Source organism: Herpetosiphon geysericola, assembly GCF_001306135.1.
GTDB classification, from domain to species: domain Bacteria; phylum Chloroflexota; class Chloroflexia; order Chloroflexales; family Herpetosiphonaceae; genus Herpetosiphon; species Herpetosiphon geysericola.
In genome coordinates this window covers 452,003-477,592 of the sequence record NZ_LGKP01000022.1, presented here as the reverse complement: position 1 = coordinate 477,592, position 25,590 = coordinate 452,003, and the positions used below count along the sequence as shown (strand labels likewise).

Sequence of the window (25,590 nt, the reverse complement as noted above, 5' to 3'; positions counted from 1 at the left end):
CTGTAATCCAATGCGCTATAGTAGGTGCATCCTTGTGAGGGGATTGCAGCGGATCTTCCCCTGTTGGTACTATCAAGGTTTTTCATCAGCCAATATGTATATACAGTTCTTAATCCTTGCGAAGGGATTGCTAAGATTATTTGGCATCTTTGGTTCTTAGGAGGATTGCAGAATGACAATGAGATCACTATTCCCTAGCTTTTATTCATACAGTGATGATGAAATCGATGCGGTATGGGAAAATTGCCTATTTATAGTCGATACTAATATCTTACGAAAGTTTTTTTATATGACAGATCAAACACTAGAGAAATATCTGAAATTATTTGAGGATCTCAATAAGGCGGGTCGATTATGGATACCACATCATGTTGCTCTAGAATTTTCAGCAATACATAGTACTATGAATCAAAATATATCGAAAAAAGATATTCAAAACTTTATAAATTTATTAGAAAAATCAAAATCCGATATTAAAAATAAATTAGATGAATTATCTAAAAGAAACTTGAAGATTATAAAAGATAAAACATTATCATCCCTGATATCTAATATCGATAAATCAATAAATGACATTAATGAATTTCGGAAAAATAAAACTCATATTCAACGAAATACTAATATTTTGAATAAAATACTTGATATATTTACTAATATTGGAGGTAATTTTTCTGTTAGTGATATAGAGCCGCTTTGTAGGGAGGCGGAAGGGCGTTTCACGGAAAAGATACCACCGGGATTCAACGATGATAAAAAGGATAGTATTGGTGATTTCCTATCCTTTAATGGTAAAAAATATCCTACAAAGTATGGTGATTTTTTTATATGGAAACAAATACTTAACCATGTTGAATCATTTCATAGTGATATACATAGTATTATATTGATAACAGATGACAATAAAAGTGATTGGATGGATGAAAAACGAGCAAGGAGAGAGCTAGTTGAAGAGGTGTGTAATAAAGGTATTAACTACTTTATGATATATAGTTTTGATGACTTCTCTAAATCATCAAAGAAATATTTCGACTTAAACATAGATTTATCTGATTTACAAGATATATCAACTAATGAAAAAATTATTCTGGATAAGAAGCAAGATACAGCATTTGGAAGAATGATGGAGATTGAACGAAGATATCGAAATCAATTAACTCATTCTCCGCCTAGAAAAAATGAGTCACCATCAATAAATTCCGTTATTGATTCAAGTTTAGGTTATATTGATAATGAAGTAAGTATTTTACAAGAACTTACGCAAACACATAACCCAGTTATAATCGATGAAAATATACATTATATATTGAATAGGGTAAATGGTGTTTTATATATGATGAAAGATTTATATACTATAGTAAAAGATGATCATAATTTTTTTAATCAAAATATAAATAAAAAGATTTCCTATAGTCTATTCCATACACGTAATAAATATGAAATTTCTATAGATTATTTTAGAAATTTGCATAATATGTCAGATGGTCTTGAAATAAAATTGGAAAGTATCAGGAGTCAATTTGACGAGGTGATTAATCTATATGATAGATAGTTGGAATTGACATTTAGCCTATTTTTGCTAAACTTAGGCCAAACCTTCTCCTCTCTCTTCTCTCCCACAAGCGGCTCCGTTTTGCGAGCCGTTTGTGGTTTTAGCGGGGCTTGCGCCAGCTGGGCGCATCGTGTATAGTCTCGGTATCCTCGTTGGGGGATTAAAACCAGTAGCGCTTGTTCTCGCCTGCTGGGCAGGTACAACTACCAGTCGAAAAACCTGAATCCTCTCGCGGGGATCACAAAACCCACACCACACGGCGTGGGTTTTTCATTTGTCCACTATCCCTCAAGATACTGGAATTTGAGTGCTAAAACACCACACCCCTGATTCAGGCTGTACAATCGATCAGGGGTGTGGTGTGAATTGTCATTTTGCTCGTGTGCCTGCGCAGTATCCTACGAACGATTGCAGTATACTTTAGATATCAAACCTGTTCATGCGATATCTAGGGCATGCTGCACAACCTGCGGCTTCGCCATGACGCGAGGAGCTTCTTGGAACGTTCGATATGATGGTGGCATGATGACCTGCCGTTTATTTTTGGGATCAAGCAGCTCTGCAATGGTCAGAATTTGAATACGAGGGCATTCAAGAGACCATCCACGAGCTTCGTAAACGCCAGCCTTGTGTGCTTCGTTAAGCATTTCCTTTGTTGGAGGTTCGAACGTCAGGAACACGCCAATGGCAGCCTGCTCACGTTCGATAACGCCGCGTAAATCGCGAATATCGCCACTTTTCACATGCCCACTTTTTACTTGAACGATGACTGTTTTTGGTTGCCCATTGATTTCTTCAATAAAATGAATGATGCCATCAATCCCGCGATCGCGCCCTTTCTTCCCGGGTTTGCCTTCTTCCCCGCCCATTGGCCGGGCACGAACGAGCGATAACGCCCACCACTGGAATTGATAGCGATCCGTTTGTAACAAGGTCTTTGCGCCATCAACATCTTTGGGAAACCCTTCAACATTGAATTCGATGCCGGGGAACATCGCTTGGAGCCGATATTTTTGTAAGGATATACCAAGACTCGTGATATCAATTCCGATCCAGCGTCGGCCAAGTTTCTGAGCTGCTGCAACAGCGGTGCCACAGCCACAAAACGGATCAAGGATAACGTCACCCTCTTTGCTGCTTGCTTGGATAATTCGTTCGAGCAAAACTAATGGTTTTTGGGTAGGATAACCAAGTTTTTCGGCTGAATGAGGGGAAATTGGTTGAATATCATCCCATAACGATTCAATCGGTTGACCCTCTAACTCATCAAGATAGCGCTTGCGCCGTATCCTTCCTTGTGGATCGGGCGGGAAATAGAGTCTTCCCTCTCGATCCATTTGCTCCATTCGTTCCCGAGAAACAGCCCATCCTTTTGGGGGCGACGGATAGCCTTTATATTCATATTTTAAATTCGGTCTGTCTGCTGGGTTTGTAAGATCGGCTAGCGCGTAGACACCCTTGTCATCCTCAAAACGAAAAAACTTTTTGATGTATTCGGGGTTATACTCCCCAAATTGCTTATTAAAAACATACTTATTTGATTTGGTGTAGAAAAAGATGGTATCCGTTACAGAACCAAAGCGGCGTGAGGTATTGTGCATTCCTTGCCGTCGCTTCCAGACGATTTCATTACGATAGTTTTCAGCCCCAAAAATCATATCCAAAATAATCTTTAAATAGTGGCTAGCGGTTGGATCGCAATGAAGGTAGAGACTTCCGGTTGGCTTCAACACCCGATGCAGCTCAATAAGTCGAGCGGTCATCATGACAAGATAGGCGAGCATTTGATTGGTTCCGTAGCTTTGGCGTAATGATGTCATGAATGATGATAAAAGAAACGAGGAATTTTGTACAATTTCATTATATGTTTGTTCAGCAGAGATAGACCAATGCCATGTATCTTCAAATGCCATAATCTGAGCTTCACTATCAAAGCCTGACTCATTTTTAAAGAGAACATTATAATTTCGCTGCGAGTTGAATGGAGGATCAAGGTAGATAAGATCGATGCTTGCATCGGGAATATCCTTACGCAGAACATGAAGGTTATCACCGTAATAGAGGATGTTAGATTCCCCAAGTTGCATAATCACTCCCATAATTCAAAAGGATTACAACGAGGTAAGGAATAACGAACAAATGTTTTGACGGGATTTCTATGTTAGGGAAAGGAGGTCTAGTATGGTTATATAGGAAACATATCGAAATAGCAATAGATATTATTCAAGTCCTATTAAGAAATAGGACTAATGTATATTTGTATTTCAATGATTTTATACTTGATATAATAGAACAAATGTTCTTATTTGATTAAATTATTGATTACTTTGAATAAAGAATAACGATAAAAAGCATTTGATAATGATGATTGAAATTTTTAATCACTGAGATAATTTAAATATTGATATTCCTACTGGATACCAGAATCGCTTTTGGTTTCCTCCAGCCTGATAGCCCTAACAGCGCCCTATTAAGAGTGTTGGCCCCACGAAATGGCCGACTAGCCACTCTGGCAGCAGGCTCACACACTCGTATGATTCGGACAAGATAAGGACGTGATTCGGTCAAGGTGTGGTCATGAGTCGCTATTAAGAGTGTTGGGGGTACTAAATGACCGTCTAGGCCGCTCTGGCAGTGGGTTGATAGATGTTTGTGGTAGTGAAGCCGTAGTGCAACGGTACTGCAATGGTAGTGAAACGGTAGTGCAATGCAGTTGGGGATTGAGCAAATGGCTGGAGCACTTGGGAAATTCCCAAGTGCTCGCTTGTTTTAGCCCTGCGCCAGCCACAGGTCGAGCTGCTTGATCGGGGCCTCGGGTGTCACGGTCACTTCGCCGCTGATGAGATTAACCGCTGTTTCCGCGAGCGTATAGCTACGCTTATTGATTGCGCCGGAAAAATCGCCGACGGTAATCGTATCGCCCCGTGCAAGGATGTCGAGCGGCTCGCGCACGTTGTATTCGTTGCGCACGGCGCGCACGGTCAGGCTTGAGCGAATGGTGGGCGCAGCATCGAGCAAGGCCACACTGCGCAACGTGGCCGCTTCGGTTGCGTCGGTGGTTTCGCTCGCAATCGTGCGTTGGCGGACTGTGCCTAGAGCATAGCGCTCGCTGGTATTCTCGGCAAAGGCGGTATAGATGGGCTGGTTACTGGCGTTCTTGTAGGCCACGCGCACTTGATTGGTCGCGTCGCCCAGCTCCTTTTCAAGCTCAATCGCGCCATCGACGAGCGCGAAGGTGCGGCCCACTTCTTTGAGACCATAGTAGAAATACTGCGCATCATCGACATAGGTCACGAAGCGTGCACAGTCGGCCAATTCCTGCACGACGCTTAACCCCGATTTCGCTGACCATGCCGCCTCTTGGCAATCACGGCCACTCTTGCTGACGCGCGCCGTGCTTTGCTTGATGCCCGTATTGGGATTGGTTGCCAGCGTTTTGATCACCACATCTTCGACGATCTCTTTATCGGTCACGACAATCCCGCGCACGGTCACGCCCAGCACGTGGGTCTTGGTAAATGCTGCTTGGAATTGGGTCGCATTAACCGCTAAGACAATCACACTCTCACTATTGGCTCCGCCGCTTTCGATGGTCAGGCGTTGGCCCACGCTGATGTTGGCGGTGCTGGCCACGGTGACGAAGGCGGTGCCAACGGCAATCGCGCCGCTCGTGGTCGTGTTGACCATGTTTGCAAACGTGGTGGCCACGCGCAGGTTGCTAATCTTCAAATAATCGTCGCCCGTTTCGCCAATGTAGAGCGCCGCTGCCGCGTTGAAATACATCGCAAAACTGACGAGTGGCCGCGCGCCAAACGTAAAGCACATCGAGCCTGTTTGCGCGACGTTGTTGCCGCTGGAGATGGTGGTCACGCCCGTTTGGCTGGTGTAGTCCCGCTCAGCAGCCAGAAAGGTTGCCAACCAGTTGGTTGGGCCTTTGGCGCGCCAATCGAATTGGATCACCTGAAAGCCGGTACTGTTGAGATTCGCCGGAATAAACAAGGATTGGCGGCCAATGCCTTTGGCGTTGCTGAATTGTTCATTTTTGCGCGGTGACATGCTGATTGTGCCATCGTCGTGCCGCATTTCCCAGCGCTCGGGGGTCGATGAGGCGGTTTCCACAGGCAGCCAGCCATCGAGCTTGGTGACTGACCACCAGCCATCGTACTCCAGATCATCGAGTGCGACAATCAGGTTGTGGCATTCGATGGCTAAGCCTTGGTCAATCAGGCGCAACGTCACAGTGCGATAGCGCAGAATTTTACCATCGCTCCGTGAGACGACCGCGGTCAGGATGCGGGATTGGGCATACAAGGTTTTGGCCGTGAATGGCGCAAGGCGCACGCTGGCGGTTAAGCCATTGGTGCTCAGCTGCGCATCGGTGACGTGGCGATCAAAGCGCGCCACCTGCACGTTCGTTGCTGGATCATAAAGAGCAATTGCATACTGCATTCCAGCCTCCTAACAGGGAACGATCGCGCTGTTGAGGCGTGATGCTTGGACGGTCATGGTACGGGCGCTGGCAGCGTTCAGTCCGGTTGGACTCCACGAGCTGCCATTGACGGCGAACAGATTCACATCGAGCTGCAGGTCTTTGGTTAAGAGCAGCGGGTTGGTATCGGTTGCGACAGGCTGCGTTACCCCGCCGCTGGTGTATGTCAGGTTCGCATCGGGATTGCTGAGGTAGCGCGCATCAACGCTGATCGTTGTGGCTGCGGTTGGGAGTGGAATTGATGCAAATGGAATGACACCCCAGCCCCCTGCATCGGCGGCAATCGAAAGAATCGCATTGATGTAGATGGCTCCCGAATTGGTCAGGTTCAACAGCTTAAGGTGGTGGGCCGTGATCACGGTTGGCGAGCTGATTTGGCCCAAGGGCACAATGATGGGTGTGGCACTATCCACCAACGTGGCGCGGCCTTCAATCGATGCGCCATTGCTGCGGATAATCGGCGTAATCAGAAATGGTGCGGTCGTGCGAATGCTGGCCCATTGGATAATCGAGCGGCTATTCAGTATGCCAACATCATTCATCACGTTCGGCGATGTTTGATAGGTTGCGAACGGCGCATTATAGAAGAGCAGCCGGTTGTTCATCGCATACACGCCTGCGGCTTGGTTTTGTTGCACCCAGTTGGCCGAATTATCGGCAAAATTCCATGCGGCACTTTTGACCATTTTGCCGCGTGGGGCAATGGCAATCAGGCCAGTGGCTGCACCCCCAGACGCTGCTGCGGCCACATTAAACGTGAGATTGGTTGGGCTTTCGAGCGGTGCGGCGCTGCCGCTAAAGTTTGGTTGGTGAATCAGCGCAACATCCGCGCTGGCAGTGGTGCTGCTCGTGCTTGCTGCCGCTGCGCAGCGCAACGGGCGCGCCAAGAAGGTCACGGGCACGTTGAGAATCCACCAGGCATCATTGTCTTGGATCAAGGATGGCGATGTGCCAACCATCGGTGTATCACCAGCGCGCCCAATCACCTGCATGTCGCTATGCACCGTGTTGTCGCTTGGTTTGGTGCGCCATACCACCGCGCTGCTATAGCCTTCTTCATAGAAGCGCTCAGCATCATCGAGCAACGCCATGAGCGCGTGATAGGCTGTCCACGCTTGATCTTCATTCGTGCCGCCAAAGATGTTCACGGCGAACGATTGCACACTGGGCATGAATTGTTCGCCATTGGAGATCAAGCGCCGATCGCGTTGGGGCACGTGGGGTTGCCACGAGCCATCGACGAGCCAATAACTGGTCGTTCCTTCGGTTGGATTCACGCCTGGCATGAGGTCAATCACGACGCTGCCATTGCGTAACAGTTGCATTGTGGTCATACAGGCCGCCTCCTTTAGGCGGGGTTTTGGTTTGGTTAATAGGTCGATTGGTTATTTGCCAAATGGATTGGTTTTCTTCTGCATAGTGGCTTTTTCGGTATATTTCTTGATGGCCTTTTCAGCGCCACGGATGGCGGCGGCTTCGATAGCTGCGGGATTCATGGCCTCGCGTGCATCGACATTCGTGGTGTAGGTGTAGTAGTTATTGATGATGGTTGGTCCACCTGCTCCGTCAAGGCCGTGTGCGCCAACCATCCCGCCTTGCGGAACACGCATGCGCGCCGCCATGCCTCGGGTTTCCTCAGCCGTGAATACCTCCGCGCCACGGGGAATGTTGCTGATACCCGGCGGGAGCAATGCAAAGTCGCCGCTTGGCGTTCGCATCGCCTCCACGCCCAGCCACGGCTCGGACGCGAAGGCCAAGCCCCCCGCCCAGTTCTTCGCGCCTTCGGCCAAGGTCGGAATCAGCGGAATCGTGCCCATGCCGAGGGACGAACTGACGGTATTGGCTCCTTCAATCAACTTATTGACGGCCCAAATCACGGCATTGATGGGCTTTTTCAAGTCATTCAGAATGCCCTCAAAGGATTTGACCATCCCGCCTGCGATGTTCTCCCAGAGCCAGTCACAGGCCTTTTTCACCCAGTCCCACGCGCCGCCAATCATGTCCTTGAACTTGGTGAGGAACCCGCTCAGGTTGTCGAGCACGCCACCGAACATCGTGCTGAAGTAGCCGCTGATCCCGTCCCACGCCGTGCTGATGCCCGTGCCAATCAGATCCCACGCAATGACCAGCAGATTCCAAATACCTTCGAGCGCTCCGGTCACAACATCAACGATGCCATTCCAGATACCCGCGAACATATCCTTAATCGCCGTCCATGCCCCTGACCAATCGCCTTTGATCACGGCGCTCACGGTTTTAATCACGCCTTGGATCACGCTCATGGCGGCTTCGACGATACCCTTGATAATCGACCACGCGCCACTCAGCACGCCCGTGATCTGGTCTTTATGCTCGCTGATGAAGGTCGCAATGCCTTGGAATGCCGGAACAATCGCGCCATCAATAATGTCGAGTGCACCATCGATGACGGTTTGAATCGTCTCCCACGCCAGCGAGAGCGTGCCCTTGATTTCCTCGCCATGCTCCTGCAGGAAGGTTCTAATGGCGCCAAGCGCGGTTTGAATGACCGTGCCAACCGCGCCAAGCACGGTGCTGACAATACCTTCAATCCGTCCCCACGCATCGCGCAGGAATGTCACCACCTGCTCGCCGTTCTCGCGGAACCAGCCGGTGATAATGCCCCACGCGGTTTGCACCGTGGTCTGAATGGATGTGAACACCTCGGTGGTAATCGTGCGGATATTGCCAAAGTTGGTTTGCCATGCCAGCCCAAGCGCTGCCGCGCCAGCCACGAGCAAGCCCATCGGTGACACGAGTGCGGCCACCGCTACGCCTAAGCCTTGGAACAGCGATACGAGCTGCATCCCAGTGAAGAGCACCGCAATCCCGCCCAATGCGCCTTTTACCAATTCGATGAAGGGCGCTGCCTGGGTAAAGGCGCTGCGAATCCGGTCGATCAGCGAAGGCACAGGTGCAGCGGTCGCAACGAATTCTTGCTGGCGATCCTTCAGGTCGGTGTAGCGATCAGTGGCAGCGCTTGCGCCGTTCGACGCATCGTTCAGCGCTTGGTTGGCTTCCTCGGCTTTGTCTTTGATCCCACCCAACGGTGGAATTAATGCACCCACGCCTTTGGCTGCGCCCTTGGCCGCGCCGCCCACACCCTTCATCTTCTCGGCGGAAGCTTCTAACTCCTTTTGTTGCTGGGCTTCGAGCTGCGAGATTTGGGTTTTGATGCGCCAGTATTCGGATTGGTCGGCATTGGTGTTGGCCAGCTCACCTTGCAAGATTGCCAGCTTGCCAGCAGTATCAGCCGTGGCATACTGATAATCACGCTCGGCTTTGGCCGCTTCCTCTTGCTTGCGCTTGACTTCATCCAGCTCGCGTTGGCGTTGCTGCTCGGCCTTATTGATATCCTTCTGAATGGCGTTGTATTCTTCGCTGCCTTCGGCGTACTGGCTCTGCTCTTGGCGCAAGCGTGCCAGCTGATCCTCGGTGGACATGAGGCTCAATTCGTATTCGCGTTGTTCCTTGGCCAGTTTGTCCAGCTCAGCTTGGCGTTTTTGTTCCTCCTGATTGATTTGGCCTTGCAAGCGCCAGTATTCCGCGTCAGTCGTGGCATAGCCTGCTTGTTTGTCCTTAAGCATCTGCAAACGGTCAGCCGTTCCGGCCACGCTGAAGTTGTATTCCCATTGCGCACGGGCAGCGGCTTCGGCTTTCTTGGCCGCGTCGTCCATGGGCGATTTGCCACCGCCGCCACCCCCGCCACCGGTTGCCTTGGGCTTTTTAACCTCTTGTTCAGCGGCCTTGGCCTGCTCCTCGCGAATCTTTTGGCGCAGCTTCAGCGCGGCCAACTCCAGCTTGGCCTGCTCGCGGTCGCTGTCTTTGCCGCCGGTGCTGTTGATCATGGCCAACAGCTGCTTTTCTTGCGCCGCTTCCTTGACCCGCTGCTGCGCATCCTCAATGGATTTCAGTTCGCTTTCGAGGTAGGCCAGTAGCCCATCGGTGGGCAGCCGCGCATCATTCCAGCCATCCATCCACACTTGCGCCGTATCGCGGCCCCATGTGTCGATATTGGGCAACAGTTTGGGCGGCGAATGGGGTTCGAGCCAGTAGGTCACGAGGTCGCCAATGTACGAAAGACTATCGACGACGGCTCCTGCTCCGCCCATAATCCCATTGGCCAACTGCGTGGCAATGTTGCTGCCCCACTGAATTGCGCTCGATGCTAAATCGATAAACAGGCCAAAGGCTTCGCTGGCAGTGCTGGCAAATTGCGCGAAATACGGGCCAACGGTTTGCACCGCTGAACCAATGCGCTCGAAGGCTCCCACGACCACAGCACTGATGCGGGGCATGGCCTCGTGTAGCCAATCAGCGAAGGCCTGCACTGTGGGTGCTAGGGCATTGCCCACATCGGTTTGCAAAACCTTGAATTCGGCTTTGAGGTAATCCATCGAGCGCGTCAAGCCCTGATCCATTTGCTGGTAGGCAGCTTCGGTTGCGCCTGCGCTGTTCTGCATGGATTCCAGTGCGCCCGTGAACATCTCCGTGCCACGGCCTGTTAAGGTGAGCGCTGCGCTGCCTGCTTCGACACTGCTGAACAGATCATTGATGCCCACGCCGCTGGAATTGGCGTGCTGCTCCAGCAGCTGGAGTGCTTGCTGCACATCGCCGCCACTGGCAACAAAGCTCTTGAACGAGGTGCCAGACAGTTGCTGGAATAAATCAGAGACTTCGCCACCGGATTGTGATAATTCCACAAACAGCTGGCGCAGCATCGTGGTGGTTTGCGCGGTCGGTACGCCTTGCGCGGTCATGGCGGCAATGGCGGCTGATACATCGCTGAACGATACGCCCAAGCTGGCCGCAATGGGGTTGACGTTGTAGAGCGTGCTTGCCATCTCTGCAAACGTGGTTTTGCCATAGGCTACAGCGGTGAACATTTGGTCGCTCGCCGCTTGCACACTGAGTACGTCCGCGCCGTAGGCATTAACCACGCTCGTCAGGCCGTCCACCGTGGTTTGGGTGTCGGTTACGCCGCCAATAGCCGCTTTCTGCGCCGTAGCAAGGAAGGAAAATACATTGTCTTTGGGTACGCCTGAGGACAACGCTTCATAGAGCGCGGGGATCACCTTCTCAGGCAGCGCGCCAAACTCCACGGCAAAGTCTTTGACCTGCTCGCCCATCTCCTGCATGGCCTGTTGCGAAATGCCTGGCAAGAGCGTGAACACGCTGTTCATTTGTTGCTGGAATCCGGCGAAGGCGTTTACGCCGGTCACGGCCAGAGCTGCCAGCGCAGCGCTGGCGGCGGCCACGGCTCCAGTCACCGCCGTGGTAATGGCGCTACTTAAGCTCTCCGCCAGTGATTGCGCGAAGCCTTTGGCTTTGTTCTCGGCGTTGCTGATTGAGCGGTCAAGCTCGGCATCATCCGCGCCGATTTTAATAATGGCACGCCCTAGTTCTTCTTCATCGGCCATAGCCGTCCGCCTTTACTGGGGGAATAGAACGCCCACGCGCCCATCCCACGATTACTGACTGAATCGTGAAAAGCGGGCGCGTGGGCTAATCCATCGCGGCGGCTTTGTTTCCTATGAAGCGGCGCAGGTGCGCGGGTTGCATAGAACTATTTGGTTTTGGGTTGTGCCTTGCGACCAGGCTTAATTTTGTAGGTGTCGATCGCTTTGGCAATGGCTATCAACGCGCGATGGATGGCGATCCACATCGTGGTATCTGCATCCATAAAGTTTGTTCTCCGATTCGTGTTTAGACTTCGACTGAGCGGGCTTTCATGCTTGCCATCAGTTGGCGCGCAGTCATATAGTTGATGACATGGTGACGCGGGGCTGGCTTCGTCGTGATGCTCTTCGCAAGCGCGATGATGGCTGTTGCAAGAATAATTAGCATGCGAGCGATGGTATTCAAAAATCGTTGTTTTGTCGTCATTGGGCAATTCTCCAATTGGTTTTGATTACGCTTGGACCGATCGCGCTTTCATACTCGCCATGAGCTGCGATGCACTCATATAGGTGACATCCGATCGGGTTTTCGATTGGGTTGACTGGGTTGTTGTACCCTTTTTCTTTTTGCCTTTTCCTTTCCCCTTGTCATCGCCAAACAGCATCGTCCCAACCTTATTCGCAACCAAGATAGCCTGTTGTTCGCGTTCGTTATAGGTTCGGCTTAAATAGGATGGGAGTAATTCCAGCACGGTTTCTTCATAGAGCTGATCGGGCGGAATTCCATACACGGCATACATTAGTTCAATGACATCGCTGGTATACGTCGCTTTATTTAGCCAATGCTCGAAAAGCCCGCTGCCAAAACTTTCAACTTTCCCAACGGTACGGCTGCGCTTGCTACACACAGAAATGCGTCAATAATTTCTTCATCAAGAATTTCATCACCCGTTGACTGAGGCAGTCTGCCGTAATCGACGATAAGGTTAAAGGCCTCTTCGAGCAAGCCATCGACGGATTCCAGCATCGACACAATGTAGGCGGTCAAGGCTTCGCCTGATTGGTTGCCATCTTCGTCTTTTTCGGGCGGTTTGCCCATCTGACCGATCTGGGGCATGACCTTTTTGGCTACCTCGATCAGTTTCTTTTTGAATACCTGATTCTCTCGAAAAGGCAGCTTGCGAATCTCTTTGACTTCGCGGCCAATGGTTAACGACAACATTACCTGAGCCATGGTCTTTATCCTTTATATGCTAGAAAACAAACAAAAACCTTCTCACGCTCCCTGCGAACTAGACGGTTGCGGGTGCAGTCACGCGCACGAGCTGAAGCAGGCGCTCGCCCTTGGGCTTCGATAAATCTTCCAGGGCTGAGATTTTGAAGGGAACGCCCAGCCAATCTTCTTTGCTGAATTCCAACTCACCACCTTCTTCACCGGTGCCACGATAGATAAAACCGCGCACGGGGAATACGAGGCCGTTGTCGTCCTCTTGCTCACCCTCAAAGCCCCACATGCGCACGGGCATTTGGCTCGCGCCGCCGATTTTGAAGGTTTCTTTGCCCACTTGGCCAACGCCAGGTGCAGTCACCACATTGGAGCCGCCCCAGATTTGGGGTAAACCAGCAAAATCGAGTTGGGCCATGGTGGTTTCGAGCGTGCCTTCTTCGCTGACCTTTTTGCGCTTGACTGCACCCATGGCTTCTTGGATTTCGGGTGCTTTGGTTTCGTAGTTATAGGCAAACACGAGCGGGGCACTGGATAAACCCAAGCGCACCCAGCCCACAGGCCATGTGCCGCCAGCGACAAGCGTGTCAGCAGGCAGGGTTGTGCCTAAGGGCGCGTAATACAGCACCGCATTGGTCATGGTAATTGCGGCAACATCGACTGGCATTGCAGCCTCCTTCTACATGAACTAATAGTTTTTGATGTGAAACGTCCACCCACTGAGGGCGAACAACCAGTGGGTTTCTTGCGTGCGGAGCAGGCGCGGCATTGCCGTGCTATCCGGCCTACAGCGCGTTACGCCATTGCCTTTATCCATCCACGCATCGCAGCACACCTGCCACAGGTCGATGCACGTGCCATCATCCTTGCCATACATGCGCACATACAACGATGGATTGAGCACGCGGCGGTTGTAATCGAAGCCACCACCGCGCACCACGAACAGAATGGCTGGGCCAACATCCGGCGTATAGCCTTCGGGCAAGTCTGGACCAGGCCATATCCGATCTGCAACGATGGCGGTCACAGCAGGCGTGCCCATGAAGTCGATAATCGCGGCGAATAGATCAACCATTTAGCGGCCTCGCTTCCGGCGCACGACCTGCACAATCCCGCCAAAGTCTTGTTTCACCTGATCGATAGCGGGAAATAAAAACGGCTCGCGAATCTCAATAAAGATGGCATAGCTGGCAGCACAGCCGACCGCGCTGGTGTTGTCGCCCATGGCAGGCAGCCCAGCGGATGTGCGCTGCACCAGCTCGCCTTGTTTATCGGTCAATTCCACGCTGGATGCCGCAACCGCTTGCCCATTGACCAAGACCGCGTGAATACTATTCAACGCAAAGCCTGTATCAATCGAATCGTTGGCCACCATGTTTTGCTGGGCATAGCCAGCACCCGCAATGGCCGCTTCGTTCAACAGATCACGAGTCGCATCTTCGATGCGCACGCGGAATTGCTTGGCGAAGGATTGATAGTGGGCCGTGCCCTTGCCGCGCTTCGCCATGGCTACACCTCCTCGCGAGTCACGGTGGCCAGCTCCACAACGATGGCCGTGCCAATCGTCGCCGGATCGCCAACCACATCGAACAATAAAGCGGTCGTCAGTGCCTGCCCATTCCGATGGGTGATGCGCACGCGCCATGACGCGGCAATCACAGTTCCGGCAGGCAAGCGCAGGGTTGGCTTCGTCAGCACAACCGCTGTGGTGTCTAACACCTCGTCGCTTGCACTCCCATTGGCTGCACTCGGGTTGAACCCACACACCGTTGACCCTGCATCGATGTAGGCAGTCACAGGTTTGTTGTAGCGGCTCGCTGTTTTCTGTGGCTCCATGAGCACACACTGGTCGCGCATCGCATCGATGTGCGGTTGCTGCATTGCTGCTACTTCATTGGGGTGCATCGGCAACATTGGGTTCTCCTACCACCGACTAAAGGTATCGAGCGTGCCGCTGATCGGTGCTTCTTCGACGACAACGGGTTGATTAGTGACAAACTCGGCTTCGAGCTGGCGCAGCATGCGCACCGCATGGTCGTGCATATCTTTGCGATTGAACGACCCGCCGTCGGCTTCGTAATTAATCGCGGTGACGGTCGCATTGGCCACGCTGCGCCAGACTTCAATGATGGCCACGGTTTCGAGCAGCGGATCATTGGCTGATGCTGCGACATTTGGCAGATTCAGCCGTCGCAATGTGCGTCGTAATGCGCTTTTGTAGCCTGGGTTCTCCACGTCCGTCCAGTTCAGGACAGTCGCGGTTTCCAGTAACTCTTCCTGCATGACTTCTTTAATCGAAGCGTCCGTGTGTGCCATACTTAGGCCGCCTTGTGCTCGCGCAATTTCTTGATCGTGGCTTCGCCAATGCCATCAATGGCGCTCAATGTGGCATCATCAGCGGCAATCGCATCGCCATAGCTGGTATAGCCCGCTGCGGCCAAGCTGGCGGCAGCCTTACTACCAACAATTGCTTCGAGCACTGGTGTGCCTTCTGGCTCGCCGCTTGGTTGTTCGCCACTGGGTGTGCCCGATGCAGCATTCCCGTCGGCGTTGGGTGTTGCAGGATTGTTGGCGCGCTGCACGGCTGCGACGGGGATTGGCTCAACGGGTGTTGGATTCTTCGCCGCTTCGGCTTTAATCAAAATGTTGGCAATTGATTCATCGAGCGTATGTGTGCCAGGCTCATAGGTCGTGCCGCTCAGAATCCACGCCTCGGTTAAGGTGAGTTTTACATCAGCCATGAGATTGCTCCTTTGAAAGAACTGAATTAGTAAACCTTCTCCGCTCTACCTAGATGTTTTTCAACACCGCGATTGCTTCAGGGTCGGTGATTACGACCATCGAGGACTGCCAGCCTTCGCCTTCGATCCGCGGTGGTTTGTTTTCAAAGTGCTCAGTTCGAATCACGCGGCCTGGCTCGCTTTGGCCAGCGGCCCGACCAATCGCGGTATAGCCCAAGGTGTCGGTGATGAGGTTTTGTTCAGCATCCGGCAAATCAAGTTCTTCGTTTTGCCCTGTGAGGGCCACCATCACGAAGGCTTGTTCGTGCAGGAATCGCACATCGCCTTGTTGGGTGCGATAGCGCAGGTCATAGCGCTCAATTGGCGGCAAATTATTCAATTGCAAGGCCGCATTGATTCCGGCCAAGCTCGCGCTCCCAGCGGCCAACTCTAACGCGCCTCCATTGTTGGTTACATAGTGGCTGGTGCGGGCACGCACGTTTTTGTTGAGCGACAACTTGGTGAGCGCGGGCGTGCCGGTGATAATCCGACCCACGGTGTAGCCTTTGCCTTGCAGCAAATTCGCCATGGCGTAAATATCTTGGAAGGGATCGTAACTATCATTGGCCCAATCGCCCGCCACGTTGACCCGATGACCAGCAGGATTGGCAAATTGCACGGTTTCTTTGAAGGCGTTATCACCCTCAATAACCACAGCAGCATCGACAATCGCTTGCCAGCGCCAAACTTCGTTGACCTCAATCAACGCCAAGTTAATGGTGGTTTCAGCCCAATTCGTCAGCGCGGCAATCGCTTCCATCGAGGCATTGCGGCCCAAGTAGCGCAACAGGATGTCATAGTCGCGACCCGTCAATTCGCGGGCAATATCGCTATGGGCCAGTTTGACATCGAACGTTCCGATCAGGTCGCCCCCCTTCTTTTGCGCGGGGCTATACCGTGTGCCACCATTGGCCACGACGGTGCGATAGCGAATCGCATCCTCGGTATATTGGTTTTCTTCCACGGTACGCTCGGGCAATAACTCCGCGCCAAGATAGCGCCGTTGTGGCCGCCCGAACTGGGCCAACACATTCCGCGCTAAATTGATGAGCGTGCCATCAGCGCGAGCTTGAGCAATTAAGGTTGCTAAATCCATCGAACGAAACTCCTAAACAGATTGATGAATAAACTAGGTTGCCTTCGCCCTGCTTAGGCTTTGCCAACGGTGCATTGGTAACGGCTGCGCACAAACGCCTTCAACGTGCTACTCAGATTCGCCCAGCCTGGTACAAAGTTTTCTTTCACGATGCCACCATGGCGATACAAGTCAGCATCATTGTTTTTGCTGGCATCGGTAATGTCTTGAGCCAAGAAGAAAATATCTTCATCGATATCAGCAGCGGGGCCAAAGGCCGTGCCTGCATCGCGCTCGGCCCACGTGCGGCCAAGCAACGTACCGCTCACGATGGTGACGGGCTTCATGCCTGTGCCCTTATAGGTGGCCTTATCGCCGTTGGTCAGCGCCACCGGCAACGCTTCGACCGCAATGGTCACTGCGCCCGCCGTTGCATTGGCAGTCGTGTAGGCATACTTGCCAGCACCAAAGCGCAGCTGCGTGCCGCTCGGGATTGGGTTCGCCAAGGCTGAAACCGCGATGCTCACAGCATTGACTAAGGCGTTGGCGGTCAATGTGACCACAGCGCCATCGGTTGCCATGAACTGGTTTGCATCGACCTTTGCACCGCCAGGCATCAGGTGTTCACGATTGAGAAAGTCGCCCGCCCATGCTGGGCTGGTCAGTTGGTTTGCATAGGTGTTTACGTCGGCCATTAATTACCTCGCTTTGGGACGCTATAACCCATCTTTTGGTTATGGGTTGTCATAACATCGGTCTTTTTGACATTGCCAGCACCTTGCTGGACAAAGTTCGTTCCCCTCCGTGCAGGGGCTGTATCAGTCGTGAGGGCGGGCATGAATTCACTCCAGTGCTTGTCGGCATAGGCTTGGAGTGAGGTTTCCACGTCGCCGTCCTTGACGCTGATCGTGGTTGTATCGCCCTCGGTTTTGGTGACAAAGGTGACATTGCCTGCCAAGCGCTCTAAGACACTTGGTTTCCACTGCATCGCTTCGGCAACGCCGCGAATGGTCGCTTGGGTGCGCAACGTGGCGAGCTCGGTTTGGGCTTGCTCGCGCTCGGTCAAACGGATGCGTAATTCATCGAGCTGCCCAAGTGCCTGATAATCCCGCCAGCGCTGTACATCATCGCCGCTGAGTACTACAGAACCCTCCGGCGTGCGCTCGCGCAGCTGGCGATTCTGATCGCGGTATTGATAGTTCTCCTGCATCAACAGCATGAGCGCTGCATCTGGGCCACCTTGGCGGGCAACGAGATTGGCAATTTGCCCCGCAATATCGGGTTGATTACCACTGCCACTAGCGGGCGGGTTCGCCGGTGGATTGGCAGGCGGGGTTGCTGGTGCTGGATTACCACTAGCGCCGCCAGAGCCGCCGCCACCGTTATCAGCGGTAAAAAGTTTGACTGAGCGAAAAAAGCGAACCATTGCGATTTACTCCTGTATGACTAGACTGCTTTTAGTATTTCCGGCGTGGCTGCCAGCGAACCGATTCCCATGGTTTTGGTTTGCGATTTGGTGCCGCGTCACACCCTTGCGCTGGTGGATCACCAACGCGGGATGGATGGATGCGTGGATGCATGAAATCATCGAATAGTTGCGGTGGTGGATTGAGTACCACAAACCCTTCAAGGCTGTGGCTCAATTTTTGAAACGATTCACGCAGTGATTCATGAATCACCTGTTCTGTTGGAATCGCTACACGTAGTGCCTGCATGAGATCATTAGGTTCCATCATCGTCCTATCCTTTGCAGTGCGGCCACCGTGGTAACTTGGGCATTTGCGCCCCAAACCCCACCGCTGTGCACCGTCGCTAAATCCTCGAATTGAAACGCGCCACGTTCCCATAGCCCATACCGACCTGGGCCAAGCATCTTCCGTTGCGTGTCTGCGCTCTGCTCCAGAAACCATTGCTTACCTGTTGGCATCGCCAGCGGCTCGCGGTTCCTTAAAATTGGGAGTACAGCACATCGGCATTGCGGGTGCAGCGGCATCATCACATTGGTTGGGTACACCGTGCCGTCGAGTGCCAAACAGGCCAGACAGGTGCGCCGTTGGCGTGCCGCAACTCGCTTATAAGCCACGACTAATCCACTCGTTTGATACTGCTGCAACGTGGCCAACCGTGATGCCCGAACCGACTGATCCCGCGTCACTAGCAAGGCATGATTAAGACTGGTTGTTAGCCCTTCGTTGACCATATTCCGCGCGGTTGTGCGTGGATTCTTTCCCAACGCCAACCCCTTCAGCAGTTCATCGGTGATAGCTTGGGCCGTTGCCGGATAGGCGTTGTTCAGTAATACATCCAAGGGATTGCCAGCGCGGGCTAAAGCAACAATGTTTTCAAATGCGCCGCTGCCCAACTGATTGAATGACCCTTGAATCGCGCCGGAGTAGCGCAACCACGCGGTCGCCTGCTCGGCTCCCATACTGGCAAAACTCAGTTGCTGGGCTTGAATCAGCGCCGCTGCATCAGCGTTATATTTCGCTAATTCCCGCTGGAGTTGGATCAACAACGCTTGGTAGCGATCGTTTGCATACAGCTGCGATTCGCTGACCGTTTGCCCGTCAGCTTTGGCCTGACTCATTTGAAATGCTAAGGCCTCAATTTCAGCCTTCAAGGCGGCTTCCACTGTGCGCCAGCGTTTCGTCAGATCGTTCATGGCGCTCGCATTCATTGCGAGCAGCTCAGCACGAAATTGATTGGCAATGGCAACCGCGTCGATCATTCGGGTTGCTCCAAGCCGGTGCTGGCAGCACCACTATCGAGCCGCGCTTGGTTGGTTGCGAGCGCGGCTGCCAGCGTGCGGGTTTGCTGAATCTGCTTAGCTTCCTGCTCCGCCGCAATCCGGGCTTTCTCGGCATCCACATCCTCAACATCGATCAAGCTTAAGAACAGGTCGTGGCTGATAGCCCCTTTTTCATAGGCTGCTAATAAAAAGTTACGCTCTTCGCTGCTTAAGCTGCCCAGCCACAGGCGTGGGGTCACATCCGCGCGCAGGCTATCAAAGGCGTTCGGTCGGCCAGCAAAGTGTGCGGCTAAGGCTAAGGTCGCTTCGAGCAGCCAGCGCACCAGCTGCTTGATGGCGGTGGCCGTTGGCCCAAGCGCCATCGCGAAATCGAGCAATGCCTGTTTGCGACTTTCGCCACTGGCGACGGCATCCCCACTCAATAGCGCATGCAGCTGCTTACACTCGTTGAGCATGCGGCGATAAATGGCGGCATCGGTGTCAACAAAGGTTGTGACGGGCGATGGGTCGCGCCACTGCACTGATGGATTGGTATAGCCCGTGATCGCCTTCGTGCGCTCATCCCGAATTGGTACACCCACGAGATTGGTCGTTTTGCCGGGGCCAATGTCATAGGGCTTATACACGCGCATCTTTTGATTGGGATTCGCCGGATCGTCCACCTCGTCGTAGGGCATTTGGGCATTCGACAACACCCGTTCGACAAAGCCGCTGATGACGATGTTGTGTTGGAGCATGGTCAAGGTCATGTTTAAGGCCTTTTGCATCTGCTGCATCGACAGGCTGATGATGGGCTTGCAGGTAATTTCGAGCATCAGTAAGTGACCCATCAGCGGCAGCCGCGTTTCGCCCGTCACGGCCTCCCCTTCGAGGGTGCGCACCACCGTATCAAGACCATCAAGAAAGGTCACTTCCGCAACTTCTGTTTTGTCGTCGTTGGTGTAGACATACACGCCACAGGCTTGCATGGTGGCTTTGTCGCGGCTGACACCCGCTTGCTCTGGGGCCAGCACATCGAGCCAAATGAGATTCAAGGCATCGGCCAAGGTTGGCTGCCGTTGAATCACCCCGCCTTCGACCGCAGCAGGGGGAATAAACAAGCGCAGGACAGCGCGTCCATACACCACGGCAGTGGCAATTGATTCCTGCAAAATGCTTAACACATTGCGCTGATCCCACCAGCTCGTCATGGCCGCTTCGGCCTCGTCGATTAAGCCTTGCTCGGGATCGGTTGGTTGTTCCTCATCTAGCAGTGGGCGACGGACGGCATAGCCCCACTGTGGCTCACGGCCAATTGCACCGTTCATGTGGCGTTCAACCACCTCGGCAATCACGTTGCTGGAGACAAACTCGCGTTGGATACGGGTCATAACCTCAGAGGCATTTTTATCGCCCGCGGCGGGTGTTGGCCCAGTCCACGCTGCGCCACCTTGCCAGTGATCGCCATCGCGAAAGAGCACGGCGCTCTTGACGCTTTCGGGCGTAACAGGCAGCCGCTTCTTTGCTGATTCCACGGAAAGATTGTCAAAGGCCGTTGGCATTAATAGCTCCCCCATGAGCCAGGCATTGCTTCATCGTCATTGCTTATTAGCAGGTGATCAAAGCAAAAGTCAGGAGCGCCACATAAGACGAGGCCATCGCCATCGTCAGGACTATGCTTGTGGCGTTTGCGAAAATCATCCTTGGGTTCAAGTCGTTTCAGCTCTAACTGCCCCTTCGACTGATAGCCATACTGACGATCGGTCAAATCAATTTCGAGCTGCTCGGCGGGCTGAAGAATGGCAATATCTTTCAAGACCTCTGCGGTTTCAGCGTACATCTCGGTCACGCAGTTGGCGTACTCGTCGCTGTTATGCGGCGAGGGCAGCGCCCCAAACAGGACCTCGATCACCTGATAGTCGCGAAAGCGTCGCCGCAATTCGGGATCAACTAATAAGCGATCGATAATCCCAGCCCCAAAGCCACCGGTGCCATCAACGCGAATATGCAGACTGGTTACATCCTCAGGCAGCTTCAAGGCAGCGAATTTAATGTGCTCAACATAGACAAAGGTGTTTTGCTGCTCGATGCGCGCAACCTTATTAATCCGCCCGTTGTGCCGCAAATACACCGCTCCGGTATCATCACCCCAGCGCGCACAGTCCACCCCGATCCGCGCTTTGGTTTGGTCAACAGTTCCAGTGGCCATGGGCTGTTTGCCACGCTTGACCGCTGCCTCGAACCGACCAACCGGAATGAAGGTATTGATACTGGCGTTCTCGGGTGGAATACCAAGCACGCGGAACATGAATTCATTATTTGGCTGATACCACGTTGTAGCATCCCATGGCACTTGGAAGTGGAATAAGTCCGCGTTTGGCCCATCCACTTCGTGGCAGTGCTTTTCGATCATGTCCGTGACATAACTGCGTTTCACGGCCCCTGGCACCACGGTTTTATCAGCCACCACATTCGGATGCTGTAAGCAACTCATGCGCATCGAGAGCACGTTGCTGTACTTCGCTTGGTGATAGAAATGACTATTGCGGGTCTTGGGATTGGCAATCATGAGCACAATCACAATCCCGCCACTCGTCATCGAATCGATAGCCTCATAGACAAACTTGGGAATGCCTTCGGCCTCGTCGAGCACAAACATCAAAAACTTGCCGTGCTGCCCTTGCACCCGCTCGCCACCCTTGCCATTGCTATCATCGGTTGACTTTCCACTCGCAAAATGGTTGTCGTCGATGATGACTTCACAGGTCTCCAGGATCCGACCGGGCAGCTTGGCCTTTTTGCGGTCGGTTTTGATTTCCTTCCAGAGCAGCTTTTTCACTTGATCCCAGCTCGGAGCAAAGGTGTAGATAATGCTGGGCCGAAAGCAATCTAAGAAATGGCTGACTAAGGCGCTCATGCCTTTGGTCTTGCCTACCCCGTGGCCTGCTTCGATCCGTATCCGGTTTTTGATGATCTGCCCGGGCTGCCACACGGTTTCATCGTAGGCTTCGCCGTTCTCGTACTTTTCTCGTTCAAACTGTTGGCGTAACGCATGGGTATAGGCCTCGAAAATCTCAACCTGCCCAGGCTCGTCGATGCCCGTACCGCGCCATGGCTGCCAGCCCAGCTTGTCCTTGGTGTAGCCCTCAGGATTAAACTGATACTCCTCAAACGGGGATACATCCTCCAAGCCGCGTTCGCGCAGTTCAAGGATGGCCTTCGCACGCACTTGCAGGGTCAGTGGCGGCTTAATGCGCAGATTGGTATTAGGGATTAAGTAAGACATCGATGATATCCTCGCCTGCGGCAATAGCCCGAATTTGGTTTGGTGTGAGCTTGCTCACATCAAGGTTGGCCAACAACGAATCTTTGATATTGGTCAGTGCGCCATTGGCCTTGCCAATCAGCTCCAGTGCCTTCAGTGCATCGTGCAACTCCAGCTTCGCACCGACTTTGGACGTTCCTTCCTGAAAACTGCGCACTAGCCCGATGTCCACCTGCGCCTCCACAGTTTTCAGATTGATCGCATTGGCCTTAGTGATGAATGGCTCGATCGTGCCGCGTGCAATGCGGGCTAAGCGATCAAGTACCTCATCGGCGCTCATGGCGCGTTCGGACACTAAGGCTCGTATCGCGCGCATGATGTTAGCTTTTGTTAGCATGCGGCTTGCGGTCACGGATGCAGCGCGAGGATTGTCCTCCGAATAGCCTGCTCGCTGAGCGGCCTTCGTACCGTTGAAGTCTTTGACATACTCATACACAAACGCCTGCTCCTTTTTGGTTAAGGGCTTATCTGTTACATATTTGAGGTTGTCGTGTACTTCATTGGTCATCATGGCCTACTTCAGTGATGTCGCCGCTGGCGCGGCGGATAGGAATAAGATTGCGTTCCACGCCTTATGGGCGTGACGTCGTTTTGCGTGCGTTCCGGCGACGGTGGGAGCGGTCGGGTTTGCCCGTGCGCCACGCTGGTGGGCGATCAATCAAATGATGGGTGCCAGCCAGCAGGTTGTTGACATCGACATGCAAGCGAGCAAGGGATCGCGCCACAAGAACGATCAACAGCACAATCAACGTGATACCAATGAAAACGTCCAATTAGACCTCCTCACACAACGAGTCGTGAAACATTCCGATGCCATCGGTATCGCGATGAATCCACCATGGATTGCCATTAATGGATTGACCCAAGATGCGCTTGCCATCGAATTCATGACCTGCTTGGAACGTGGCGGCTATAGGAAAGTTCAGCCCTGGGCCTTGCCGACAATTCGCATCGTTGTACTTAATGCGATAGCGCTTGATGACTGGCTCCTTGCGCCATGCATCAAGCATTGGCATAAGCACTGGGCCGGGGCATTCGCTCTGCCCCCACTCCATATGCCCTTTTGTGTTCGACTTTGCATTGAAGCCACGATCCTCGGCCAATGCATCAAAAAGCATGACCTTTGCATTCCACTGCTTATCGGTTGGGTGTTGCTGACCCCCAATCGGCGTGTGGACGGCGACGGTTGTGTTGTTGCCGATGCCATGACCACAGTGCCAAAGAATGTCGCTCAGGTTGCGCAGCCAATAAATCGTGCCCGTTGCGCCCACGGCGTAGTGATACATAATGCCGTGGCCATAAATTGCGATCCCATTGGCGTACCCCCAGATTTTGCCAACGTGATATTGCGCAATCGCCTGAAGATGCCGAATCTCTGCATCGATCGATGCTGCAATCGCGGTTTCGGGGCCGTTGTAGTGATCAACGCTCCCAGTAATAAGCTTCAGCAACCGCGTGACGAGAAACCGCGATGGACGACGCAGCAGCAGATGCCGAATATCAACAACTGGCAAATCAAGGATACCCATTGGCTACACTCCGTCGGTCACAACTGGCACGAACGAACTATCAATCACCATTGGCCGAAGGCGCTCTTGCTTGGCCGCTTCGGCCTCAATCAACGGGGTGAGCGTTTTTGGGTCGAGGGAGATGCCAAACCGCTTGGCATACTCGATGGCTGCTTTGACCGCAACGTCTTTGGCCGATTCCCATGCGTTCTCAGGGGTAAAGCCTTGCGCAGCTGCGGCCCGTTCGCCGACCTTCACGGCGGCGTAGAGAACGGCTTGCTGATGCTCGGTCAATTTGGAGTTAATAAAGGCTGTACCAAGCTTAATCAGTGCTGGGCCTGAGCTGGCGATGATGCCAAAAATGATCGAGAGTAAGATGGGAACAAGGGTGTTCGCGATGGAATTGACGGTTGCGAGCATGGGGTGCTTCCTCCTACATGGGTAATGGTTGGTTGGGCTTCGTTTGGGTCCGGCTCGGCTGCTCTTGTTGCAGCACGGTGAAAATGCGGGCAACATCGGTCTTGATGTCGGTAACGCCCAGTTGGTTGTCAGCAACGCCTTGGCTAATGCGTAACAGTTGCGCTTGGGTCAGCAAATCACTATCGAGGAGCTTGGTCTGAATAGCCTGCATCGTCATAATGACTTGGACATTAACCTCGGCATTTTTCTTGTAGGCATCGAGCAGTTCGCCATCATAGGCATGCGTCAACAGATCGAGCTCTTCTTTGCGTAAGCGAGCTTCGCGATCGTCATCCTCTTTCTGCTGCTTTGCCTTCGCATCAGCACGGGTTGGATTGAAATACTCTGCAATGTGATCAAGCATTTTTGTAATGGATGGCATTGCAGCCTTCCCAAAGAACACGAGCAGCACGATGATCACGCTGAGCAACCCGTTACTATTCACTAATTTGATGATTGACTCAGCCTCAGCCATAGAAAAAAATCCTTGAAACAACAAAAACCCGCAGGATCAACACGCCCCAAATGCATTCGGGGAGTATCGACCTTGCGGGTATCGCATCAGTCGTGCGCCTAGTTGCCTAGGTCGCCATGGCTAGCGTAAAAGTCTGCTAGTCACATAAAGAGCGAGCTTCGCTCTTCATTAATTGGTGGTTGGCGCGAGGATGATTTTCGCCAGCGTTGGCTGGTCGTCTGTGTAGTCAACTTCCATCGTCGCCGTTAGGGATTGCTTGGTTGAAGCAAATCGTTGGTGTTTGAACGTTTCACCATTGCGCTGGCAGCGTTTTAGAAAAGAAAGCGCTGATTCGTTGTTGTTGCGTTTGATGGTGACTATCCGCGCAACTTCAGGCCAGTTGCCTGGCGATTCCAAAACAAAAATAACTTTGCCATGAAATCGTGCTGTCATCATGACCCCATTTGGTTGCGTCGATACGATTGCGAAAATTATAGCACGCATGTACTACTTGTCAATGAAAATGCGGCAATTTATCCCACATATCCCACATTAACACACAGATGTGCTATGCGGGGCAT

Annotated in this window: 27 protein-coding genes; 1 reads left to right on the top strand and 26 read right to left on the bottom strand. The window is 52.6% G+C overall.

The features are described 5' to 3' along the window. Window positions 1-172: 172 nt before the first annotated feature. Window positions 173-1,549, top strand: coding sequence for a PIN-like domain-containing protein (locus SE18_RS15060; protein WP_054535285.1), 1,377 nt, complete (start codon window positions 173-175; stop codon window positions 1,547-1,549). A gap of 437 nt (window positions 1,550-1,986) precedes the next feature. Here SE18_RS15060 and SE18_RS28250 read toward each other — a convergent pair whose 3' ends face one another. From SE18_RS28250 to SE18_RS14930, 26 genes are all read right to left on the bottom strand, one after another. Then, the gene (locus tag SE18_RS28250) at window positions 1,987-3,636 is read right to left on the bottom strand and encodes a DNA methyltransferase (protein WP_054535284.1); all 1,650 of its coding nucleotides are present in this window, start codon (window positions 3,634-3,636) and stop codon (window positions 1,987-1,989) included. A gap of 682 nt (window positions 3,637-4,318) precedes the next feature. Then, complete coding sequence (locus SE18_RS15050; protein ID WP_054535283.1) at window positions 4,319-5,998, bottom strand: hypothetical protein; 1,680 nt, start codon at window positions 5,996-5,998, stop codon at window positions 4,319-4,321. A 9-nt stretch (window positions 5,999-6,007) separates the two neighbouring features. Continuing rightward, window positions 6,008-7,372, bottom strand: coding sequence for a hypothetical protein (locus SE18_RS15045; RefSeq protein WP_054535282.1), 1,365 nt, complete (start codon window positions 7,370-7,372; stop codon window positions 6,008-6,010). A 51-nt stretch (window positions 7,373-7,423) separates the two neighbouring features. Continuing rightward, window positions 7,424-11,476, bottom strand: a complete 4,053-nt coding sequence (locus tag SE18_RS15040; RefSeq protein ID WP_054535281.1) for a phage tail tape measure protein — start codon at window positions 11,474-11,476, stop codon at window positions 7,424-7,426. 286 nt (window positions 11,477-11,762) lie between these two features. Next, on the bottom strand, window positions 11,763-11,942 hold the full coding sequence (locus SE18_RS15035) for a hypothetical protein (protein WP_054535280.1): 180 nt from the start codon (window positions 11,940-11,942) through the stop codon (window positions 11,763-11,765). A 25-nt stretch (window positions 11,943-11,967) separates the two neighbouring features. Next, the gene (locus SE18_RS15030) at window positions 11,968-12,255 is read right to left on the bottom strand and encodes a hypothetical protein (protein WP_054535279.1); all 288 of its coding nucleotides are present in this window, start codon (window positions 12,253-12,255) and stop codon (window positions 11,968-11,970) included. Window positions 12,256-12,290: 35 nt separating this feature from the next. Next, the gene (locus tag SE18_RS15025; protein WP_054535278.1) at window positions 12,291-12,689 is read right to left on the bottom strand and encodes a hypothetical protein; all 399 of its coding nucleotides are present in this window, start codon (window positions 12,687-12,689) and stop codon (window positions 12,291-12,293) included. A gap of 58 nt (window positions 12,690-12,747) precedes the next feature. Continuing rightward, window positions 12,748-13,347 (bottom strand): phage tail tube protein, encoded by a 600-nt coding sequence (locus SE18_RS15020; RefSeq protein ID WP_054535277.1) that lies wholly within the window; start codon window positions 13,345-13,347, stop codon window positions 12,748-12,750. A gap of 21 nt (window positions 13,348-13,368) precedes the next feature. Next, entirely contained in the window at window positions 13,369-13,755 is a 387-nt protein-coding gene (locus SE18_RS15015; RefSeq protein WP_054535276.1) for a hypothetical protein, read from the bottom strand. Further along, window positions 13,756-14,187, bottom strand: coding sequence for a hypothetical protein (locus SE18_RS15010; protein ID WP_054535275.1), 432 nt, complete (start codon window positions 14,185-14,187; stop codon window positions 13,756-13,758). It abuts the gene before it with no gap. A gap of 2 nt (window positions 14,188-14,189) precedes the next feature. After that, entirely contained in the window at window positions 14,190-14,594 is a 405-nt protein-coding gene (locus tag SE18_RS15005) for a hypothetical protein (protein ID WP_054535274.1), read from the bottom strand. Between the two features lie 9 nt (window positions 14,595-14,603). Then, window positions 14,604-14,996 carry a hypothetical protein gene (locus SE18_RS15000; RefSeq protein ID WP_054535273.1) on the bottom strand — a complete coding sequence of 131 codons (393 nt, stop codon included), beginning with the start codon at window positions 14,994-14,996 and terminating at the stop codon, window positions 14,604-14,606. 2 nt (window positions 14,997-14,998) lie between these two features. Continuing rightward, a complete protein-coding gene (locus SE18_RS14995) occupies window positions 14,999-15,421 on the bottom strand; it encodes a helix-hairpin-helix domain-containing protein (protein WP_054535272.1) in 423 nt (140 codons plus the stop codon). 49 nt (window positions 15,422-15,470) lie between these two features. Next, on the bottom strand, window positions 15,471-16,556 hold the full coding sequence (locus SE18_RS14990) for a major capsid protein (RefSeq protein ID WP_054535271.1): 1,086 nt from the start codon (window positions 16,554-16,556) through the stop codon (window positions 15,471-15,473). A gap of 53 nt (window positions 16,557-16,609) precedes the next feature. Further along, complete coding sequence (locus SE18_RS14985; protein ID WP_054535270.1) at window positions 16,610-17,230, bottom strand: hypothetical protein; 621 nt, start codon at window positions 17,228-17,230, stop codon at window positions 16,610-16,612. After that, window positions 17,230-17,961 carry a hypothetical protein gene (locus SE18_RS14980; protein WP_054535269.1) on the bottom strand — a complete coding sequence of 244 codons (732 nt, stop codon included), beginning with the start codon at window positions 17,959-17,961 and terminating at the stop codon, window positions 17,230-17,232. The genes SE18_RS14985 and SE18_RS14980 overlap by 1 nt, the downstream gene beginning before the upstream one ends. A gap of 31 nt (window positions 17,962-17,992) precedes the next feature. Further along, on the bottom strand, window positions 17,993-18,271 hold the full coding sequence (locus SE18_RS14975) for a hypothetical protein (RefSeq protein WP_152976666.1): 279 nt from the start codon (window positions 18,269-18,271) through the stop codon (window positions 17,993-17,995). After that, the gene (locus tag SE18_RS14970) at window positions 18,268-19,263 is read right to left on the bottom strand and encodes a minor capsid protein (protein ID WP_054535267.1); all 996 of its coding nucleotides are present in this window, start codon (window positions 19,261-19,263) and stop codon (window positions 18,268-18,270) included. Before SE18_RS14970 ends, SE18_RS14975 begins: the two co-directional genes overlap by 4 nt. After that, window positions 19,260-20,825 carry a hypothetical protein gene (locus SE18_RS14965; protein ID WP_054535266.1) on the bottom strand — a complete coding sequence of 522 codons (1,566 nt, stop codon included), beginning with the start codon at window positions 20,823-20,825 and terminating at the stop codon, window positions 19,260-19,262. Before SE18_RS14965 ends, SE18_RS14970 begins: the two co-directional genes overlap by 4 nt. Continuing rightward, window positions 20,825-22,549 (bottom strand): hypothetical protein, encoded by a 1,725-nt coding sequence (locus SE18_RS14960; protein WP_054535265.1) that lies wholly within the window; start codon window positions 22,547-22,549, stop codon window positions 20,825-20,827. Before SE18_RS14960 ends, SE18_RS14965 begins: the two co-directional genes overlap by 1 nt. Further along, window positions 22,530-23,096, bottom strand: a complete 567-nt coding sequence (locus tag SE18_RS14955) for a terminase small subunit (protein WP_054535264.1) — start codon at window positions 23,094-23,096, stop codon at window positions 22,530-22,532. Before SE18_RS14955 ends, SE18_RS14960 begins: the two co-directional genes overlap by 20 nt. 64 nt (window positions 23,097-23,160) lie before the next feature. Next, the gene (locus SE18_RS14950; RefSeq protein WP_054535263.1) at window positions 23,161-23,361 is read right to left on the bottom strand and encodes a hypothetical protein; all 201 of its coding nucleotides are present in this window, start codon (window positions 23,359-23,361) and stop codon (window positions 23,161-23,163) included. After that, window positions 23,362-24,117 carry a peptidoglycan recognition protein family protein gene (locus tag SE18_RS14945; RefSeq protein ID WP_054535262.1) on the bottom strand — a complete coding sequence of 252 codons (756 nt, stop codon included), beginning with the start codon at window positions 24,115-24,117 and terminating at the stop codon, window positions 23,362-23,364. Between the two features lie 3 nt (window positions 24,118-24,120). After that, window positions 24,121-24,516, bottom strand: coding sequence for a hypothetical protein (locus SE18_RS14940; protein WP_054535261.1), 396 nt, complete (start codon window positions 24,514-24,516; stop codon window positions 24,121-24,123). A gap of 13 nt (window positions 24,517-24,529) precedes the next feature. Further along, entirely contained in the window at window positions 24,530-25,030 is a 501-nt protein-coding gene (locus SE18_RS14935; RefSeq protein WP_054535260.1) for a hypothetical protein, read from the bottom strand. Between the two features lie 168 nt (window positions 25,031-25,198). Continuing rightward, the gene (locus SE18_RS14930; RefSeq protein WP_054535259.1) at window positions 25,199-25,462 is read right to left on the bottom strand and encodes a hypothetical protein; all 264 of its coding nucleotides are present in this window, start codon (window positions 25,460-25,462) and stop codon (window positions 25,199-25,201) included. Between the last annotated feature and the right edge of the window lie 128 nt (window positions 25,463-25,590).